The sequence below is a fragment of the Nocardia vermiculata NBRC 100427 genome, assembly GCF_001613265.1.
GTDB lineage: Bacteria > Actinomycetota > Actinomycetes > Mycobacteriales > Mycobacteriaceae > Nocardia > Nocardia vermiculata.
Window position 1 is genome coordinate 1 of the sequence record NZ_BDCA01000016.1, and the last position, 19,291, is coordinate 19,291.

At 66.7% G+C, this 19,291-nt stretch carries 19 protein-coding genes; 11 read left to right on the forward strand and 8 right to left on the reverse strand.

Features of this window, described 5'->3' with window-relative positions:
- From NV2_RS31735 to NV2_RS17300, 3 genes are all read left to right on the forward strand, one after another.
- Positions 1-196: hypothetical protein (locus NV2_RS31735; RefSeq protein ID WP_168436173.1), on the forward strand; the 196-nt coding region annotated here is incomplete at its 5' end.
- A gap of 234 nt (positions 197-430) precedes the next feature.
- A complete protein-coding gene (locus tag NV2_RS17295) occupies positions 431-1,690 on the forward strand; it encodes a carotenoid oxygenase family protein (RefSeq protein WP_067875052.1) in 1,260 nt (419 codons plus the stop codon).
- A gap of 19 nt (positions 1,691-1,709) precedes the next feature.
- A complete protein-coding gene (locus tag NV2_RS17300) occupies positions 1,710-2,618 on the forward strand; it encodes a GntR family transcriptional regulator (protein WP_067875055.1) in 909 nt (302 codons plus the stop codon).
- Between the two features lie 26 nt (positions 2,619-2,644).
- Here the strand turns inward: NV2_RS17300 and NV2_RS17305 are convergent, their stop codons facing one another.
- Positions 2,645-4,540, reverse strand: coding sequence for an alkyl/aryl-sulfatase (locus NV2_RS17305; RefSeq protein ID WP_067875057.1), 1,896 nt, complete (start codon positions 4,538-4,540; stop codon positions 2,645-2,647).
- A 723-nt stretch (positions 4,541-5,263) separates the two neighbouring features.
- On the opposite strand from NV2_RS17305, the gene NV2_RS17315 reads away from it, so the two are divergent.
- Positions 5,264-6,811, forward strand: a complete 1,548-nt coding sequence (locus NV2_RS17315; protein ID WP_084474938.1) for an MFS transporter — start codon at positions 5,264-5,266, stop codon at positions 6,809-6,811.
- A 216-nt stretch (positions 6,812-7,027) separates the two neighbouring features.
- On the opposite strand, the gene NV2_RS17320 is transcribed toward NV2_RS17315, so the two are convergent.
- Positions 7,028-8,275, reverse strand: a complete 1,248-nt coding sequence (locus NV2_RS17320; RefSeq protein WP_067875066.1) for a hypothetical protein — start codon at positions 8,273-8,275, stop codon at positions 7,028-7,030.
- A gap of 130 nt (positions 8,276-8,405) precedes the next feature.
- On the opposite strand from NV2_RS17320, the gene NV2_RS17325 reads away from it, so the two are divergent.
- From NV2_RS17325 to NV2_RS17345, 5 genes are all read left to right on the forward strand, one after another.
- A complete protein-coding gene (locus tag NV2_RS17325) occupies positions 8,406-9,557 on the forward strand; it encodes a sensor histidine kinase (protein ID WP_067875069.1) in 1,152 nt (383 codons plus the stop codon).
- Positions 9,554-10,210, forward strand: a complete 657-nt coding sequence (locus NV2_RS17330) for a response regulator (RefSeq protein ID WP_218018998.1) — start codon at positions 9,554-9,556, stop codon at positions 10,208-10,210. Before NV2_RS17325 ends, NV2_RS17330 begins: the two co-directional genes overlap by 4 nt.
- Before the next feature lie 113 nt (positions 10,211-10,323).
- A complete protein-coding gene (locus tag NV2_RS17335) occupies positions 10,324-10,974 on the forward strand; it encodes a GOLPH3/VPS74 family protein (RefSeq protein ID WP_168436172.1) in 651 nt (216 codons plus the stop codon).
- Positions 10,975-11,086: 112 nt separating this feature from the next.
- Positions 11,087-12,739, forward strand: coding sequence for a carboxylesterase/lipase family protein (locus tag NV2_RS17340; RefSeq protein WP_084474941.1), 1,653 nt, complete (start codon positions 11,087-11,089; stop codon positions 12,737-12,739).
- Entirely contained in the window at positions 12,739-13,380 is a 642-nt protein-coding gene (locus NV2_RS17345) for a hypothetical protein (RefSeq protein ID WP_067875081.1), read from the forward strand. Before NV2_RS17340 ends, NV2_RS17345 begins: the two co-directional genes overlap by 1 nt.
- 363 nt (positions 13,381-13,743) lie before the next feature.
- On the opposite strand, the gene NV2_RS17350 is transcribed toward NV2_RS17345, so the two are convergent.
- The 3 genes from NV2_RS17350 to NV2_RS17360 form a co-directional block, all read right to left on the reverse strand.
- Positions 13,744-14,064 (reverse strand): DUF222 domain-containing protein, encoded by a 321-nt coding sequence (locus tag NV2_RS17350; RefSeq protein WP_245662647.1) that lies wholly within the window; start codon positions 14,062-14,064, stop codon positions 13,744-13,746.
- 92 nt (positions 14,065-14,156) lie between these two features.
- Complete coding sequence (locus tag NV2_RS17355; protein WP_084474944.1) at positions 14,157-14,402, reverse strand: nuclear transport factor 2 family protein; 246 nt, start codon at positions 14,400-14,402, stop codon at positions 14,157-14,159.
- Between the two features lie 55 nt (positions 14,403-14,457).
- On the reverse strand, positions 14,458-15,132 hold the full coding sequence (locus NV2_RS17360) for a LysR family substrate-binding domain-containing protein (RefSeq protein WP_245662648.1): 675 nt from the start codon (positions 15,130-15,132) through the stop codon (positions 14,458-14,460).
- A 57-nt stretch (positions 15,133-15,189) separates the two neighbouring features.
- Here NV2_RS17360 and NV2_RS17365 point away from each other — a divergent pair, with 57 nt between their 5' ends.
- Positions 15,190-15,501, forward strand: coding sequence for an EthD family reductase (locus tag NV2_RS17365; RefSeq protein ID WP_067875090.1), 312 nt, complete (start codon positions 15,190-15,192; stop codon positions 15,499-15,501).
- Between the two features lie 31 nt (positions 15,502-15,532).
- On the opposite strand, the gene NV2_RS31465 is transcribed toward NV2_RS17365, so the two are convergent.
- Positions 15,533-15,691, reverse strand: a complete 159-nt coding sequence (locus NV2_RS31465; RefSeq protein WP_157102953.1) for a hypothetical protein — start codon at positions 15,689-15,691, stop codon at positions 15,533-15,535.
- A gap of 222 nt (positions 15,692-15,913) precedes the next feature.
- Complete coding sequence (locus tag NV2_RS17370; RefSeq protein WP_067875093.1) at positions 15,914-16,498, reverse strand: TetR/AcrR family transcriptional regulator; 585 nt, start codon at positions 16,496-16,498, stop codon at positions 15,914-15,916.
- A 117-nt stretch (positions 16,499-16,615) separates the two neighbouring features.
- Here NV2_RS17370 and NV2_RS17375 point away from each other — a divergent pair, with 117 nt between their 5' ends.
- Entirely contained in the window at positions 16,616-18,208 is a 1,593-nt protein-coding gene (locus tag NV2_RS17375) for an FAD-dependent monooxygenase (RefSeq protein ID WP_084474946.1), read from the forward strand.
- Positions 18,209-18,284: 76 nt separating this feature from the next.
- On the opposite strand, the gene NV2_RS17380 is transcribed toward NV2_RS17375, so the two are convergent.
- Positions 18,285-19,070 carry an SDR family NAD(P)-dependent oxidoreductase gene (locus NV2_RS17380; RefSeq protein ID WP_067875098.1) on the reverse strand — a complete coding sequence of 262 codons (786 nt, stop codon included), beginning with the start codon at positions 19,068-19,070 and terminating at the stop codon, positions 18,285-18,287.
- Positions 19,071-19,291 lie beyond the last annotated feature (221 nt).

Consider the following 19,291-nt stretch of genomic DNA (forward strand, 5'->3'; position numbering starts at 1 on the left):
CATGGCCCTCAACGACTTCAACGAAGATCCTTCGCCACACACCAAAGCCATCGTGCTAGACCTTGTGGCGCTCTCCGTCATCGCGGCGACTGTGGTCGCGTTGGTTGTCGCCGGCGCAGCGAATGCCGCTGTGCTGATTGCCGCAGGCGGGCTGATCACCACCTGCTTCCGAGTCTGGCGTGCCGGCCATAAATAGAGCAGCCACTCTGAGCGCCCTGGCCCCGACAACAGCTCGTGCGCAGTGGGACGCGAGGACCGTAGCGCAGTATCCGGGGGCTGATCGAGTTGGCCCCCTCACTCCCAGCGGCCCTCCGTACATGTAGCACTTTTGTATCCGGGACTCGGGACGTCCGCGGCCTGTACTAGTACACAGCGTGGTGATTATGTTGTGCGGGAGCGTCTTTGGACCGCCCGTTTCTACGGTGTTCTCATGAGGTATCTGGAAGGTCATTTCGCGCCGGTAGAGGCAGAGGTCACGGCCTACGATCTGCCGGTGACCGGGCATATCCCGGCTGAACTCGGTGGCCGGTACGTGCGTAACGGTCCCAACCCGGTGAGCGTGGAGGATGCGAGCGCTCATGTGTGGGGAGTGGGACAGGGGATGGTGCACGGGGTGCGGCTACGCGATGGGCGGGCGGAGTGGTACCGCAATCGTTTCGTGCGTGTCCCGGGATTCGCGCCCATGGTGCATGTGATCGAGCATGGGGGCCGGACATTCGCCATGGCGGAGGGCGGAGTTCCGCCGGTGCTACTGGACGACGAGCTGAATACCGTCGGATTCTGCGAGTTGGGCGCTACGGCGGAGGGTTTCACCGCGGGGGCGCACTCCAAGCACGACCCGCGGGCCGGTGAGTTGCATTCCCTGTCTTATATGCCCGGCCGTGAAGTCGTGCAGTACATCGTGACCGATACCGCGGGGGAGGTGGTTCGCGCAGTACCGATCGCGATGCCGCGCAGCCCGTTTCTGCACGACTTCGCGCTCACCGCTGACCATGTGGTGCTCTGGGATACTCCGCTGGGCTTCGACGGATTCGACTGCCGATGGCTGCCGGAACACCCCACCCGTGTGGGCGTGATGCCGCGGACGGGTGGTGAGGTGCGCTGGCACGATATCGACCCCGTGCATGTCAGTCATACGCTCAACGCCTACGACGACGGCGATTCGGTTGTCGTGGACCTGATCACCGCCCAAGGGCCGTTCGATCCCGCCGACCCGGGCGCGATCCGTCCGGTGCTGGATCGTTGGACGATCACCACCGACACGGTCGGGCAGCAACGCATCGACGACCGGCCGCAGGACTTTCCCCGGATCAACGACGCCTACGCCGCGCACCCCCACCGCTACGGCTACTCCGCGGCGACGGCTCTGTACGGGATACCGTTCGTCCCCGAGGGCGCGGCCCCGGACGGGGCCTTCACCAACGCGCTGGTCAAACACGATTTTGTGCGGGGTACCGCGGAGGTGCACGCGTTCGGGGCGGAGGAAACCGGGGGAGAGGCAGTGTTCGCGGCGACCGGGCCGGGCGAAGACGAGGGATATCTGCTCAGCTATGTCCACGATCCGAACCGCAACGCTGCCGATCTGGTCGTGCTGGCCGCTCAGGACTTCACCGGTGAACCCGTCGCGCGCATCCACCTGCCCGCCCGTGTGCCACTGGGCCTGCACGGCAACTGGCTGCCCGACCACTGACTCGTGCCAGCATGATGGGGTGACCGATCCCCGACCGCCCTACCTCCGAATCGTCGCCGAGATCGAGCGGCGCATCGCCGTGGGAGAGCTGCGGCCGGGAGACCCGGTTCCTACCACCAGGGCGATCGCGCGCGAATGGCGCGTCGCGATCGCCACCGCCACCAAGGCCCTGACCGCGCTCAAGCACTCGGGCGCCATCGAATCCACCTCCCGCGTAGGCGCTGTCGTCGCTACGCGCCGGTTGCCCGCGCGCACGGCCGTGGGGCTCGAACGCGAGCAGATCGTGCAGGCAGCGATGCAGATCGCCGACAGTCGCGGCTTGGCGGCACTGTCGCTGCGGGCAGTGGCAGCCGACCTCGGCGTCGCGACGATGACCGTGCGCGGCCACCTCGACGGCGACGCCGAACTCACCCAACTACTCGCCGATGCCGCGTTCGCCGAGATCGACTATCCCGAGCCGGCACCGGGGTGGCGCTCACATCTGCGCGTGGCCGCACAACTGCAATGGGATGTCTACCAGCGCCATCCCTGGGTGCCGCCGCTGGTGTCCATCACCCGCCCAGCCACCCTGCCGGCGATGATCGCCTACGGACTGTGGACGCTGCGCGCCTTCGACGGCCTGGACCTCGACTCCTCCACCCGGCTCCATGCCTACGTCACCCTGGTCAACTATGTGCGCGGCACAGCGATGAACATCGAAAGCGAAGCCCGCGCCGAACTGGACACCGGAATGACGAGCAAACAATGGGGCGCTGCCCGGCTCGCCGTCGATCGACCGCTGATCACCCAGATCACCGAACCGAACGCGGAAGTGAATCTGGAGTCGTTGTTCGCGTTCGGACTGGAACGGCTGCTCGACGGTCTGACCATGGTGATGACACCGCCGAAGACGCGAGGACCGCGATCACACCTCGGTCCACAGCACTGATCAACAGGCCGTGTGTCCGGCGGGGATCAGGTCGGTGTGACGATCGCGAAGTCCGGGTCACCCGGGTCCAGGACCGCGGCAAGTCGTGTCAGGACCGACGCGTCCCCGCTCACCTCGATCCCGGTGTCCGCCAACTTCTCCGCGGAGAGCCCGCCCAGCGCCAGGGCGGGCAGGGTCCGTGTGGTTGCGGTCAGCGTCGCGTCGGCGTCGCCCTGCTGGGGGCGGCCACTGTAAGTGAGCACGCCATTGGCAAGCCGCAGCCGGAACCGCTCGCCGGTGTCGCTGAGTACGACGTCGATGGTCAGGTTCTCGTCCCACGCCGAGGGGCCGTCGACCTGGATGGCGATGGCGTCGAACAGCATCTGCGGGGTGAGTGCGGACACGACATCGGCCGAGGCCGACACCGTGGGGGTGCCGAAACGTCCCTCACGGAGCTCGGTGGTGCCGGAGAGAAAGATGTTGCGCCACACGCCGTTCTCCGCGCCGTATCCGAGTTGCTCGAAGGTGTCGGCGAGCAATGCGCGGGCGGGCTCGTGATCAGGTTCGGCGAATACGACGTGGCTGAGTATTTCCGCCGCCCACCGGTAGTCGCCCGCCTCGTAGGATTCGCGGGCCTTGGCGACTACCGCGTCGGCGCCCCCGCCGAGTTCGACGTAACGCTTACCCTGCTCCTTGGGTGGGTGCTGCCACAGGTGGGCGGGATTGCCGTCGTACCAGCCCATATAACGCTGGTAGATCGCCTTGATGTTGTGGCTGGCCGACCCGTAGTACCCGCGCGCGTGCCAGGCGTTCTCCAAAACGGGCGGGAGCGGGAGTTCTTCGGCGATCTCGATCCCGGTCCAGCCCTTGTTGATCAGACGCAGCGTCTGGTCGTGCAGGTAGGCATAGAGGTCGCGCTGGGCGGACAGGAACTGAACGACCCGTTCGTTGCCCCACATCGGCCAGTGGTGCGAGGCGAATACGACCTCGGTGTCGGCGCCGAACAGGTCGATGGTTTCGGTGAGATAGTTCGACCAGGCATGCGGGTCCCGCACGAGCGCGCCGCGCAGCGTGAGCAGGTTGTGCATCGTGTGGGTCGCGTCCTCGGCCGAGCACAACGCCTTGTGCTGCGGGAAATATACGAGGAACTCGGCCGGCGCCTCGGTCTCCGGGGCCATCTGGAAGACCATGCGGACCCCGTCGACGGTCTCCTCCTGACCTGTTTCGGTGATGTCCACTGTCGGCGCGATGAGAGTGATGTTGCCGGTCGCCACCGTTTGTGCCAACCCCGTCCCCAACGCGCCGTGCACGCCACGTGCGAGCGCGGCGCCGAACATGTAAGCCGAGCGCCGCGCCATCGCCGTACCCGCGTACACGTTTTCCGACGCGGCGTGCTCGGTGAATCCCTCGGGCGCGATGATCGGAACCCGGCCCGCGTCGACCTCCTCCTGCGTGGTGACACCGCGGACGCCACCGAAGTGATCGACATGCGGGTGGGTGTACAGGACACCGGTAACCGGGCGGTCACCGCGATGCTTGCGGTACAACTCCAGAGCCGCCGCAGCGGTCTCCTCGGTGACCAGCGGGTCCAGCACCAGCACACCCGTGTCGCCCTCGATGAACGACACGTTCGACAAGTCGAAGCCGCGAACCTGATAGATCCCGGGCACCACCTCGAACAATCCCTGGATGGCGTTGAGCTTGGACTGCCGCCACAAGCTCGGATTGACCGTGTCGGGCGCATCCCCGTCGAGGAATGCATACGTGTCGTTGTCCCACACAACCCGGCCGTCCGCGTCGCGGATCGCGTTCGGAACACGACGGCCCACCAGACCGCGAGTGGCATCGTCGAAGTCCTGATTGTCGGAAAATGGCAGTGTGTCCAGCAGCGCCTTCTGCTGGCGGACCACGGTCTCGGATGCCGACTTCGATGTGGTGTCCATGCCGCGAGTATCGAGCACCGCGACGGCCGTTACCTCACCTGTACAGGGTGAACTCGGCGGGCTTTGGCCACTCACTGCCGCGCGGGAGCGTGCACGATTCGCGTCCATCCCCGCGCGGTCGTGAACACCGACCAAAGTCGATGCCGACAGAGACTTTGGCTGGCGCACCCCTAGCCATCGGCCCGACGCTCCGGCGTCCAGTGAGCCACAACACTGGCCGTCGTCGCGTCGTAAGTCGTGCCCTCGATTGCACCGGGGGTGGAAAGGTTGGGAAAAATGGTCCGAAACACTCTTGTCAAGGTGAGTCGTGTGCTGGCAGTCAGTGCTCTTCCCCTCACTGCGACAGTCATTTTCGCCGGATCGTCCGCCGCTGACGCCGGCCCGGCCGCCGCTGCGCAGGCCGCGCCTGTGGCCGGCATTCCGCTGGAATCCGAGGACATCACTACCAACCCTGGTTCCCAGTATCCCGACCCCGTGCTGAACGGCGCGGCTGCGGGTGCGGCTATCGGGTCGGCGGTGGGGTTCTGGACAGGGTCAGGCGGGCCCATCCTCGGGGGCCTGGTCGGTGCTCTGGTCGGCCATTTCAACCCCGACGCAGTCCCTCAGGTTCTTCCCTGACGTTGCCGACCGGCTTCTTCATCGCCCCGGGGGCGGTGGCTCTCGCCTTCCCCGGGCCGATCTCCCGGCATCGACTGTGCCCACAGATCAGAAAGACGAACTGGCATGTCACCATCCTCCGCGCATGGCACATCTGCGATTGCTTCGCCACGGCTGGCCCACCTCGCACTACCGGTCATCTGCCTGGCCCAGCTCATGCTCCTGCTGGATGTAGCGATCGTGAATGTCGCCCTGCCGCCGATCCAGCACGACCTCGGATTCAGGGGCTCGACCCTGGCATGGGTCATCGACGCCTACACCCTGACCTACGGTGGACTACTGCTCATCGGCGGACGGTCTGCCGACTTGTTCGGGCGGCGACGCATGTTCATTGTCGGCGTTGCGGTATTCACGCTGGCGTCGCTGATGTGCGGGCTGGCCACGGCGCCCGGCACGCTGCTCGGTGCGCGGCTGGTGCAGGGCATCGGCGCGGCGATGGCGTCACCGGCGGCGCTCTCGCTGATCACCACGATGGTCCCGGCGGGACCGGCCCGCAACAAGGCCATGGTCCTCTACGGTGCCATGGGGGGACTCGGCGCGGTGCTGGGTCAGGTGCTCGGCGGGGTATTCACCGGTGCCTTTACCTGGCGATTGATCTTCCTGGTCAACGTGCCCGTCGGAATACTGCTACTCGCTCTGGCACCGATCGCACTTGCCGAAACCGACCGTGTTCGACGCGTACTCGACCTACCTGGCGCACTCGCCGGCACCCTGGCACTGATGAGCCTGGTTTACGGCACCATCCACGCCGGCACCGACGGATGGGGCGATCCGATCACGGTGGGCGCCTTCGCCACCGCGGCCGTGCTGTCGGTGGTATTTCTCTGGGTCGAGGCCACCGGTACGCAGCCCATGCTGCCGTTGTCGCTGCTCGCTCATCGCGTGCGGGGCGCGGCGTGCCTGAGTGCCATGCTGCTGTTCGCCTGCATGTACCCGATCTTGTTCTTCCTGACCAAGTTTATGCAGGACGTTCTCGGCTTCGGCCCGATGAAAGCCGGATTCGCTTTTGTTCCTTCCGGTTTGGCGATGCTGGCGTTCGCGGTGACGGCCCGTCGCCTCATCGCCACAACCGGCCCCCGGCCCCTGGTTGCCCTCGGCGCGGTCATGTGTGGTGGCAGCGCGCTGCTGCTCACCGGAATGCAACCCGACGGGCACTACGGCACGGCGGTCGTGATTGCGTTGATTCTGCTCGGTGGTGGTGTGGCCATGGCGATGGTCGCCAATACGCCGCTCGCGGTCATCGACGTCGACGCCGAACATGCCGGTGTCGCCTCTGCCATGCTGGGTACCGCGCAACAGGTCGGCGCAACCCTCGGCGTCGCCGCTCTGGCCACAATCGCCGCTCAGACTACGAACGGTGAAATCGAAGGTGGGGCAGTACATGTGGATGCGTTGACCAACGGGCTGACCACCGGGTGGGCCGTCGTCGTCGCTCTCGCGGCTGTCGCGCTGGTGGTGACGATCGCCGGCGGGCGAAAGCCCCGGGATCTGCGTGATCAATACACGAGTCGCGGCCGGTACTATGCCGTCCCCGCATCTCGCAGCGTTCGAGACCGGGGTGTTGCCGACCCGGTGACAACAGCCGAAACCCGCCCGGCGGAAGAGGAATTCTGATGTCGACAACGAATTATGAGGCTGCACAGCGGATTCCGGACGGGTCCATGCTCGATCGAATGATCGGTGACGCCATGGGAATCCCGAATGTGCAGTGGACGGCGACTCGACCCCAGGGTCGCCGGAATCTCAGCGTCGCGCTTGTGTTGTGCATAGCCGCAGCGGGTTTGGCCGCCGCACTGCGTGGCAGCGCAGCGCGGCGGCAGGAGCGGAAGACTACCGGGTCAGGGTGGCGAGCCATGCGGCGATCTTCGGGAAAGCGGAGATCGCGGTGCCGTTGTGGTCGAGTGGGCCGACGTTGATCAGTTCGGCGTGCGCGCCGCCCGCGGCCAGTTCTTGTCGGCAGCGTTCGGAATTGGCGAAGGCGACGTCCTTGTCTTCGGTGCCGTGGAAGAGTTCGACCGCGCCCCGCGGTGTCCAGCCGCTGCACAGATCGTCGTTGGCGGCCATTTCTTCGGCGAGATGTCTGTTGGGCTGCAACAGTTTCTGGATGAATTCCGGCCGCAGGAGCTGCTGCGGCGAGTCGGGCAGCGCCGGGATTATTTCGTCGAAGGAATGCGATCCGTCGAACAGTGCGTCCATGGTCCGGTCGTAGGGTGCGTTGAACGCTTCGCCCGGGGAGTCGTAGAGGTGGTACGTACGGTTCCAGGAGGTGGTGAAGTAGGCGAGATACAGGGTGGCTTCGTGTGGGTCGAGGCGGCCGTCGAGGGCGGCTTCGAGTTCCGTGCCGAACAGGTCGTGTGGTCCGGCGACGGCAGCGATCGCGCCGAGCGACGATCCGGGCTCGGTGCCGTTCTGAAGTGCGCGGGCGACCGGCATGGTTGCGTGCCCGCCTTGCGAGAATCCTGTGACGTTGACGGCCTTGCCGAGCCGACGGTTCTGCTGGCGCGCCAGGGTGCGGGTGGCGGTAAGACCGTCGAGAGTCGTATTCACGGTGGGCTCGGCGAGCAGGTAAGCGGGGTAGCCGTCGCTGAGGCCGAGTCCTTGATAATCCGGCGCGGTAGTTGCTTGCCCGGAGCCGGCGAGCAGGTAGACAGCGGCACGGTCCGGGGAGTCGGTAACCGACGCCGCGGCGGCGCGCACCGGGTTTGTGCCGTGCAGGTAGGTGGTGACCGGTAAGTCCGCGTGCTGTGATGTCTGTGGGATAGCCACGATGCCACTGACGACGGTCGGCGCTGTGCGGTCGTCGATGCTGCGATATCGGATGCGGTAGGCGTCGACACCGAAGTGGACGGCGGCGGGGTCGAAACCCTGTTGCCGAACGTAGTCGCTGACGTGGGCGGCGTCCAAAGACGCCAAGGGCTCAGCCGAAACGAGCCGACCCCGATCGTTTTTCGGACTGTCGCCGGTAGCGTCGGGTTCTTTGCCGCAGGAGGTGAGCGCCAGCGGCAGTGCGGCCGCGGCGCAGGCGAGTGCCACGATGGTACGGAATGGACTGCGGTCGGGCCGCCGTTCGATGTTCATGGCAGCCAGCGTCGCGAGCCGGGAACCGACAGGCGTCGGGCGAACGGCTAGCGGTGCGGAGCTATGGTCGTAATCGCCATCGACTTTGGTCTATGGCCGTCACGTACGAGGGCGCCCTAGGCTGCAACGCGTGCTGCGCCCCGATCCGACGACCGATGACCGCTCGCGTCGTTCATCCCGTCTGCCCGCCGTGGTGATGGTCCTCGGCGCAGTGCTGTCGGCGTCCACCATGGTCGGCCGGATCGAAGCGGGTATCAGCGGATATGAACTGTCGATTGGCGTCATGGCCGGTGTCCTGGGGTTCGCGCTGCTGGTCGGCGTCGGCCGGTGGCCGCTGTGGTGTGGGCTGGCTCTGGGTGCGCTGGCCACGGTGGCCGGAACCGTGACGACGCCCGCGACCATGGCCATGGTGGTGGTTGCCCGCTGGGAGCGCCCGGCGATCGTCGGCTGGGTCGCGGCGGCCGGCGCTGCCGGGCATGCGGTGTACGGCCTGTGGCGGCCGCTGCCGGGGCTGTCCTACGGCTGGTGGCTGGTGCTGGATATATTGGTGTATGCCGCGCTGGTCGGGTGGGGTCTGCTGATCAAGGCTCGGCAGGAACTGATCGCCTCGCTGCAGGATCGGGCCCGGCGGGCCGAAGCGGAGCAGGGGCGCCGGGTGGCGGAGGCCCGCGCCGCCGAGCGCACCGCCCTGGCGCGGGAGATGCATGATGTTCTCGCGCACCGGCTTTCGCTGGTAGCCACCTATGCGGGTGCGCTGGAGTACCGGGAGGACGCGAAGCCGGCACAGGTCGCGAAGGCCGCCGGGGTGATCCGCGAGGGCGTGCATCAGGCGCTCGGGGAACTCCGTGATGTGATCAACGTCCTGCGCGACGATGAGACGGCCGACCGGCCGCAGCCCGGCCTCGCCGAGGTGGCGGCGCTGGTCGCGGAATCGCGGTCGGCGGGCGTCGCGGTCGATGTCGACGACGAGGTAGCGGACAAGGCGTCCCTGCCCGCGGCGGTGGGCCGAACCGGCTACCGGATCGTCCAAGAAGGTTTGACCAACGCGCGAAAGCATGCGGCCGGACTGCCGGTATTCGTCGGCATCGGCGGCGCCCCGGGCGCGGGGTTGCAGATCGAGATCCGCAATCCGACCGGCCACGCTCCTGCGGAGGCTCCCGGGACCGGCACCGGGTTGGTTGGGCTGACCGAGCGGGTACGGCTCACCGGCGGCCGCCTCGACCACGAATTCACGGCAGCGGGCGAATTTCGTGTGCATGCCTGGCTACCCTGGCCGACGTGAGCAAAGAGGTCCGGGTCCTCATAGCCGACGACGACGCGCTCGTTCGGACGGGATTGACGATCATGCTGGATGGCGCGGGCGATATCGCCGTTGTCGGCGAGGCCGCCGACGGCGATGCTGCGCTGGAAGCGGTTGCGGCACATGCGCCCGACGTGGTGCTGATGGATATCCAGATGCCGAAGATGGACGGTGTCACCGCCACCGGAAGGCTGCGCGCACGCAGCGCGGCGCCGCCCGCGGTCATCGTGCTGACCACGTTCGACACCGACGAGAACATCCTGCGGGCGTTGCACGCCGGCGCGGACGGCTTCCTGCTCAAGGACACCCCGCCCGCGGAGATCGTGGCGGCCATCCAGCGGGTGGCCAGCGGGGATCCGATTTTGTCCCCGCAGGTCACCCGCAAACTGATGAACAAAGTGACCGCCGATGCCGGCAGCTATGAGCGAGCCCGGACCGCGTTCGCGAAGCTCAGCGAACGTGAACTGGAGGTGGCGCTGGCCATCGCTTCCGGCAAGCCCAACGCCGAGATCGCCACCGAGCTCTATATGAGCGTGCCCACCGTCAAAGCGCACGTCTCACACATCCTGACCAAACTCGCGCTGGACAACCGCACCCAGATCGCCCTCGCCGCACACGACGCCGGACTGGCCTGACGAGAAGTCCGGACCGCGCACATCCGTCGGTAGGGCCGTGCTGAACCAAAGTCGGGGCCTGGGTCGACCTTGTGCGGAAGCGAACGGGCGGCATGAGTTTCCACGATGTATGCATGACGGAATCATTGCCCGCGAAGGCCTATCTGCTCGCATACCGGACCGATCGCCGAAGGGTCCGCGATCGCCACCTTCTCGGATACCTCGTCCGCGCTGCCGCATTGGCGGACCTGCTGCTGCGTGGTCACATCGTCGATGTGGGCGGCGCCGCTCGCGTAACCGGAGCCGGTGGCGCCACCGGTGATCCCGTGCTCGACGACACGCTGACCATGATTCGCGCCAGCCGGCCACGCCAATGGCGGCACTGGATCCGCAAAGGCCACCTCGAGGCGTTGCGGCTGGTGCAGGCTCAGCTGGTCGACGCGGGTGTGCTCGTACCCGAGCCCGGACGAGCGATGGGTGTGTTGCCGGTTCATCGCACGGTAGTCCGGAACCGGACGCACCGGCTGAGCTTGTGTTCGGCGGTCGACGGCGCTCTGCGCGTGCCGGGTGACACCGCCGCGATCGCGCCCGCGGATGCGGTCCTCACCGCGCTGATTGCGGCGGCCAAGCTTCACCACGTGGTGTCTCGCGAGGCCCGGCACCACCACCGGTCGCGCCTCGACACGCTGGCATCGAGTGCGCTACCGGTCGTGCGAGCACTGCAGGTGACAGTGCGCAGACAGCGCACGGCGCGTGTCGTCGCCATTGCCGGGCCACACCAATGACGAAGTACCACCGCGGCATTCGCCTCCGGGATGTGGTACCCGGCCGATGCGGCCCGGCGTCGAACGATAGGAACTCGGCCGTGAGCCGCGGCGTGAGCAGGGATGGTCTGACATGAAAACGAAACTATGGCGCACGCTTTCGGCGCTGCTGGTCTCGACGACAGTGCTTGCCGTAACTGCTTGTGGCGCAGACGCCTCGCCCGGAGACGCCACGGGCGATGGTGGTAGCCGACCAGCCCCGGGCCGGGGCGGTAGCGCGGTGGTGCGGACCGAGGGCGGCCTCGTGCGCGGGTCCGTCACCGATATCGCGCGTGTATTCCGGGGGATCCCCTACGCGGCACCGCCGGTCGGCCCCCTGCGTTGGCAGGACCCGAAGCCCGCCGCGGCATGGAACGGCGAGCGCGACGCGACGAAGCCGCCGCCCGCATGCGCGCAGAATCCGGGCGCGGTGCCCGGGGGCAGTACCGCCGAGGACTGCCTCTACCTGAATGTGACCGTGCCGTCCGGGAAAACCACCGGCCCGAAACCCGTCGTCGTGTGGATACACGGTGGCGCCTTCGTCAACGGCACAGGTAGCAGTCTCGACCCGGCACGGATCGCACAGCGCGGCGACGTCGTCGTGGTGACAATCAACTACCGGCTCGGCATGCTGGGCTACTACGGGTTGCCCGGGCTGCCCGGCTCCGGCACATTCGGGCTGAGTGACCAGCAGGCCGCGCTGTCGTGGGTGCAGCGCAATATCGGTGCCTTCCAGGGGGATCCGGGCAATGTGACGCTTGCGGGGGAGTCCTCCGGTGCGATGAGCAGCTGCGCCCAGCTCACCTCGCCCGGCGCAGCCGGGCTGTTCCAGAAGGCGGTGCTGCAGAGCGGAGCCTGCAATGTCAGCTGGCTCGACAACTTCGACGAGCGGCACAAGAAGGCCGGCGCGGTCTTCCGGCCGCGCAGCGAGATCGAGGAGCGGGGGAGGAAGACCGCGACCGAGCTCGGCTGCGGCGGTCGCGACCCGGCAGCGGTCATCGACTGCATGCGCGGGCTTCCGGTAGACAAGCTGATGCCCGTGCTCGGCGGCTTCGTCAACCCCGCCTTCGACACGCCGGTCCTTCCGGTCGACCCGATCGACGCGTTGGATAAAGGGCAGTTCATGCGGGTCCCGATCATTTCCGGGAACACCCGCAACGAGGCCACCCTCAACGCGGTCTACTACGACTACCCGGAACCGGTGACGGACCGGACCTACGACGAGGTCCTCACCGAGACCTTCGGCCCCGACCGCGCGAAGGTCGACGCCGAATATCCGCGCTCGGCATACGGTTCGGCGGCAGAGGCGTTCGCCGCGGTCATCACCGACCGCAAATGGGCCTGCACCCAGTACGATTCATCGCGCAAGCTGGCCCGGTACACTCCGGTGCACCAGTTCGAATTCGCCGACCCGAAGCCGCCGTCGCTGCTCCCGGAACCGACGAAGATGCCGATGGGCGCCTACCACTCGTCGGATGTGTTGTCGCTGTTCGATATCGCCGGCCTTTCAGTGCATTTCACTCCCGAGCAGCAGCAACTGTCCGATCGGATCATCGATTATTGGACGAGTTTCGCCAGAACCGGTGATCCGAACGGTCCTGGGCGGCCGGACTGGCCGACGTTCCGGGCCGACGTGAACCCGCCCTACACCCAGGCCCTCGCCCCCGGTGCGAGCGGTGTGGCGCGAGTCGATCTCGCCGCCGAACATCACTGCGGTTTCTGGGCCGGCATGAGCCGCGGGGGCTGATGACGATGCTGGAAAGTCAGCTGTACGCGGCGGTCTATCTGTGCGCGTGGACGGTTCTGGCGTGCGTACCGGCCCGGCGTCCACGGTGGCGGGTCCCCGTGTGGGGTGCGGCGTTGTTCACCGTCGTCAGCGCCGGGTGGGTCGCCCAACTCCTCGAGCCCGGATTACTGACACGGGCCGAGCGCAGCGCCATGCTCATCCGGCAGGGCGAGGTGTGGCGGCTGGCCACATCGGTGGTGGTGCAATACGGCGGCTGGTGGGGGGCGGGTTTCAACTTGGCAACCCTGGCCGGCAGCGTCGTCTTCACGGCGCGAGTACTCGAATGGCGCTGGGGCATAGTGTTGTTCGTCGTGGGCGGGATTGCCTGCAACTGTGTCCTCGTCGGTGTGGGCGGGCCGGACGACGCGGGGAGCTCCCTGGCGACAATGACCCTGGCAGTGGCCGGGGCAACGGCAACCCGGGCGGCACCACGGGCCGTGTCGCTGCCCCTCCGTATCGGATTCGCCGTGATCGCGGTGACCCTGTTGATCATCGGCGATCAGCACGCAATCGCGGTGACGCTCGGCCTGGGAGTCGGACTCGCTCTGCGCTCAACACAGATTGCGGAATTCCGGGGCACGATTACCAGCTGTGGGTCATGACCAGTGTTCCGCGCCTGAAATACATTGCAGATATCGGGCGAGGGAGTCGAGGATCTCCTCGGCGGTCTTGCGCCAGACGAACGGGCGCGGGGTGGTGTTCCATTGGGTCGATCCAGGTGCGGAGGTCTTTCTCCAGTGCCGCAACGCTTTTGTGGACACTGCAGCGCAGGAGTTGCTGGGTGAGGAGCCCGAACCAGCGTTAGACCTTCCGGACCGTCACTGATCGACAGGTCGACATCTGTTTCTGCCAGCCGGATACCGGTCACCAGCTCTTTGGCTCCGTCGAAGGATGCTGGGGTGCGAGCGCCTGTAGGTGCAGCGCGCCCAAGCGCCGCGCCGAGCCGGCTTTGCGGGCGCCGCCGATCAGAGTGGCAGCGGTGCTACCGCCCGCCATGCCTTTCTGGCACGTGAACGGGCTCGCGGAGCGGCATATCCGATGCGCCGGCGTGCCTCGGAGGCGCTGATTCGCAGTAGATCACTCAACAGCTCCGCGGTGTCGCGGTAGCCGGTGTCGACGGCGAGGCCACGACGCTCGGCCTCCGCGACGGCCCCGGCCATGGCTGCACCCAGCTGGTGTCGGCGGCGTTCGGTTTCGACGAGGGTGCGTAGCAAGTCGACATCGGCCAGTTCCGACCAGCTTCGTGCCGGAGCATTCGGTGCCAGTGCAGTCGAATGTGTGTTCACACGAGCCACTCTATCCCATTGTCGAACGTTTGTTCGATAGATCTGGATGTGTCGCTACCCCCGGCTGCCGCGCTGCAGGTCAGTCCCCGGAATCAGGACGCCTCGGGCGCTGCGGATTGTTCCGGTGCGGCTGCGGTATTCCAGACGACCTCCGGTGAACCGGTCAGCGGAGCGGTGTCGAAGCAGCGCACCTCGTAGGTGCGTTCGGCGAACTTCCGCCCGTCCGCGGTACGCCGGTAGCGGCCGTGGAAAAGCGCGTAGGTGAATACCGACCGGCCGTCGTTCAACCGTCCGAGCTCGCAGATGTAGGCCCGGCCGGTCGCGGTGTCACCATCCAGCTCGACCGACCCCGCATGTGTGGTCCGGACGAAGTACTCCCACTATTGCGGCGCGTCAGTCCGGTAACCAGTGCAGCTCATGTGCCAGGGCTTTGGCGATGGTGCGGACACGGCGATGCAGCGGTGACTGCACGTGCGGGAGGACCAGATGGATGGTCAAGGTGGGTGCGCCCCGCAGCGGTCGCCACGTGAGACCGGCCGGTTGTGTCGTCACCGCGACTTCACCGGCCGGAGCAAGGGTGAGTCCGTCGCGTAGATCGCGCTGAGATATATCGAAAGATACTGCGGGCGTGTGGAACCGGGGTTTCGGCTGGGTGTCACGGAACAGTTCGGACAGCTGGTCGTGGATCACGGGGGTGGCTGTACGGTCGGGGAGTCGCAGCGGATACGAGGCCGCATCGGCGATCTCGATCTCGGGGTGTTCGGCCAGTGGATGGTGCTGTGCCAGTTGGACCCCGATGCGCTCGCGCCGCAGCAGGAACCGGCGCACGCCACGACCCGGCTGTTCACCGCGGGTGATTCCCGCATCGATGCGGCCGTCGGCGACCGCGGGGGAGATCTCCGGTGTCGCCATCGGGACCGCGCCGACCTCGAGTCCAGGGCTGCTGCAAATGAGCCTGTCCACCAGGGCCGGTGCCGTCTCGGCCCCTGTGCTGAGGCTGTATCCGATGCGCAGCGTGCCCAGTTCACCGGCCCCTGCATTCCGTGCGGTGTCCCATGCGCGGTCCACCGACCGAGGTTCCGGCCATCACACTCACCCACATCCCTGATCTGGACGGAGGTCGTCATGCATAAGACGGTGGTCCTGTATCCCAAGCCTGCCGACCCTGACCACTTCCGTGACTACTACGTGAACAACCACCTTCCGCTGGTCAGGAAATGGCCCGGCGTGCTTGCGTGGCGCTACAGCTTCGACGTCGCGGCGACGAACGGGGAGGCGCCGTACTTCGCCATCTTCGAAGCCGACTTCGCTGACGCCGCCGCCCTGGCTGCGGCGCGGTCGTCGCCGCAAGGCCGGCGGCTGGCCGCCGACGTCGTCAACTACGCCACCGGCGGTGTGGTCGTCATCGACTATCCGGTGCAGGACGGCCCCGGGTGAGGGTGTAGCCCCTGACATCCGCACATATGTGTCAGATCGTCCCGGATGAGATCGCGGCCAGGATCAGTGCTGCTGCGCTGTGCGGGGAAGTGGTGCTCGTATCGATCCGAAGGTCTGCGTCATCCCAGACTTCGTATTCGCGAGTCTGGATCGCTCGCCAGTCGGGAAGCTTCAACCCTGCGACATCCACGACTCGATTCTCTGCCCGGTCGCGGTGAGTCTTTGGATCGCTGCAGTACAGCTCGGCTTCGAGTAAGGCCGCCCCATGCGCTTCGGCCAGAGGAGGACGAGCGTCGGACGGGGCATCACGTCAGGATAGTGAGGTTGTCGCGGTCATAGGCCCAGCAGATGCCGAGGGGCCGAGCCTCGCAGAGAAGACCGTGCCGCTCTGCCGGCCTCGGGAGGGCCGGGGTCAGGCCACGCCGTGCATGCCGTGTTCCAGCAAGGCGAAGATCGCATCCAGGGCGGCGCGGGGATCGGGCTCGCCGCCGGCGAATTGAGGAATCTCGAGGACGTAGCGCGCGACGGCACGGGCGGTGATGTCCTCGGGGGGCCTGCCCAATTCGGCGGCGATCGCAGCAGCCAAGGGGGCCTCGCACCGGATCCACAGTCGGCGCGAGTATTCGCGCAATGCGGGGGTGTTCATGATCAGCTCGGTGCGCCGGCGGATCTCCGGGCTCGGATCGGTGAGGAACAGCCCCCGCCCCAGCAGGAACTCGCGCAGCGCTGTCATCAGTGACTGTTCGGCCGGGCGCTGGGTGACCGCGGTCAGCAGGCTTTCGAGACGTTCGGCACCGTCGTCGAACATCATGGCTTCTTTGCCGTCGGGAACGTGGCGAAACATCGTCGGCACCGAGATGTCGACCGCGTCGGCGATTTCTTTCACGCTGACCTGGTCGTAGCCCTTCTCCAGAAACAGCTGCTCGGCGGCGTCCGCGAGGGCGCGGCGGGTCTGGGAGTTCTTCCGGGCGCGGCGTCCGAGTGGTTCAGCAGGCATGGACCCAGGCTAGCAGAGAGCGAAAGTGAGTTAAATACGTAAGTCACTTGTGTTTGTTAGTCAGTTGTGCTTTCCTGGAATGGAGATACCAGCGAGACCTCGGAAGGGATGATCGAAATGAGCGTCAACGAACTCGAACAGACACCGGTCCTCATCGTCGGCGGAAGCCTCGTCGGACTGTCCGCGGCGGTTTTCCTGTCCTGGCAGGGCGTGCCCGTCGTGGTGGTCGACAAGCACTACGGCAGCTCGCCGCACCCCCGGGCGATCGGTTTCACCACCCGCACCATCGAGCACTTCCGTCAGACCGGCGTCGAGGTGCCCGCCTCACTGCAAGGCATGAAACCGCCGCGGCGCGCCCGGGTGGAGAGCCTCAGCGGCACCTGGTTGGAGGAATATCCCTGGAGCCCCGGTGGCAAGGGCTCCTACGGCGCCGACCAGTCGCCGGTCCACGCGATCGCGATCACCCAGGACAAACTCGAACCGCTGCTGCGTGAGCGAGCCCGCGAGTGTGGTGCCGACTTGCGTCTGGGCACCGAACTGCTGCACCTGGCTCAGGACGACGACGGAGTCACCGCGACGTTGCGCAGCCGTGACGACGGCCACGAGTACGCATTGCGTGCCGGCTATGTGGTGGCCGCCGACGGTGCGGACAGCCCGGTGCGCACCGAGCTGGGGATCGAGCGTCACGGCGTCGGCCCACTGTCGGTGCAGCGCAGCATCTTGTTCCGTGCCCCGCTCGAGGAGTACCTGCAGCACGGCGTGGTCCAGTTCGAGATCGAGCAGCCGGACTTCACGGCGTTCTTGACCACCTACTCCGATGGTCGGTGGGTGCTGATGCTCCCCGATGACGTCGAACTCACCCCCGCCGAGCAGATCGAAACAGTGCAGCGCGCGATCGGCCGTACCGATATCCCCATCGAACTTGTCACCACCGGGCGGTGGAAGCTGGCCGGTCTGATCGCCGACCGCTTCTCACAGGGACGAATCTTCCTCGCCGGTGACGCAGCGCACCAACTGCCGCCCAACCGCGGCGGGTACGGCGCCAACACCGGTATCCACGATGTGCACAACCTGGCCTGGAAACTGGCCGCGGTGCTCTCGGGCGAGTCGGACCCGCGGCTGCTGGACACCTACGACGCCGAGCGCCGCCCGACCGCAGACCTGCGTCACGATCAACTGTTCGCTCGCGCCGACTACAAGGCCTTCTTGACAGTCGATACCCCGGATACCCCGGTGCTCGACGATTCGGCCATCGAGTTGGGGCAGCTGTACCGCTCGGCTGCGGTGCTGGGTGCGGACGCGTCCTTGCCGCCCGCGCAACTCCCCGAGCAGTGGGCCGGTCAGCCCGGTACCCGCGCCCCGCACCAGTGGGTGCGTATCGGCGACGACAAGCGCTCCACGCTCGATCTGATCGAACGCGACTGGGTCCTGCTCTCAGCCGATGAGCGTTGGGCCGCAGCAGCCGCCCACGCGAGCGCGCAGCTGGGCATCGGAGTCGATTTCCAGCAGGCCGGGACCGACGTCGAGTTCGACGACCAGGAGGCGTTCGAGCACGCCTACGGCATCGAGTCCACCGGGGCCACACTGATCCGGCCCGACGGCTACATCGCCTGGCGGACCCGCGTCGCCCCGGATGATCCCGCCCAGGAACTGACCCAGGTCCTGGGTTCCCTCACCGCGGCCGCCCGCGCCGACTCCACCGAGAATTGAGGTGATCGCTATGAATGCCACACTGCTACAGCGAATTCAGCTTCGGCACCAAACTGTCCACCGGGGCGGCCACCTGTCACATACGTTGCGACGAGATGTTGCCACCATCGACGACGAGTTCGGTGGCGGTGATGTAGCTGGCTTCGTTGGACAGCAGGAAGCGCACTGCCTGAGCCACTTCCTCGGGTCGGCCCAGGCGCTCGAGCAGGATGCGGCGTTCGAGTGCACCTTCGGGCAGGGCGTCGACGGTCGGCTGCAGCATGGGAGTGAGGATCATTCCCGGCGAGACGCAGTTGATGCGAATACCGCTCGGCCCGAGCCGGTCTGCGAGGGAGCGGACCATCGACAGCATGCCGCCCTTCGCCGCCGTGTAGACCGGATTGATGGCATTGCCCAGGGTGGCGTTGATCGACGCGATGCCGACGATCGCTGAACCCTGGTTCTCCTCGAAATCCGGAAGTAGTTCCTTCACCAGGAGGATCAGCGGCCGCAAATGTGTGTTGATCCCGCGGTCCCACACCTCGACGGTCACGCCGTCGAGATTCCCGGAGTCGACGATGCCCGCGGCGTGGACAAGTCCGCCGATGCTCGGGAGTGCCGTACGGGTGGTGCGCAGTGCGGCGGCGTAACGGTTCGGATCGCTCAGGTCGACACCGACCCCGACAGCCTCGATCCCGAACTCGTCGGCGATCAGGGCTGCTTCGGACACCGCCTTGGCTTCGTTGATGTCCCAGAGCGCGACCGGTCGTCCGACCTGCGCCAGGGCGCGGCCCGAGGCCAACCCGATACCGGACGCACCGCCGGTGACGATGACGCCCGTCGTCAGTGCGGCGGGAGTGTTCCCGGATTCATTGGCAGTCATCAGTGTCCTACCTTTCCGGCGGGGCCCACGGGTCCATGTACTTCACCATTGTCTCCTTCTGCCTGGTTGTTCGGTGATCAACGAGCCTGTTCGGGCAGCTGACCGGCGAGAATGGTGTCGACCACCTCGTCACCTAGTTCCTGCCGCAGCCGCTTCTGCACGACCCGGCCTGCCTGAAAGTCTCTGTCATGGTGTCGAAGCTAAGTGCCCCGCGACGCGAA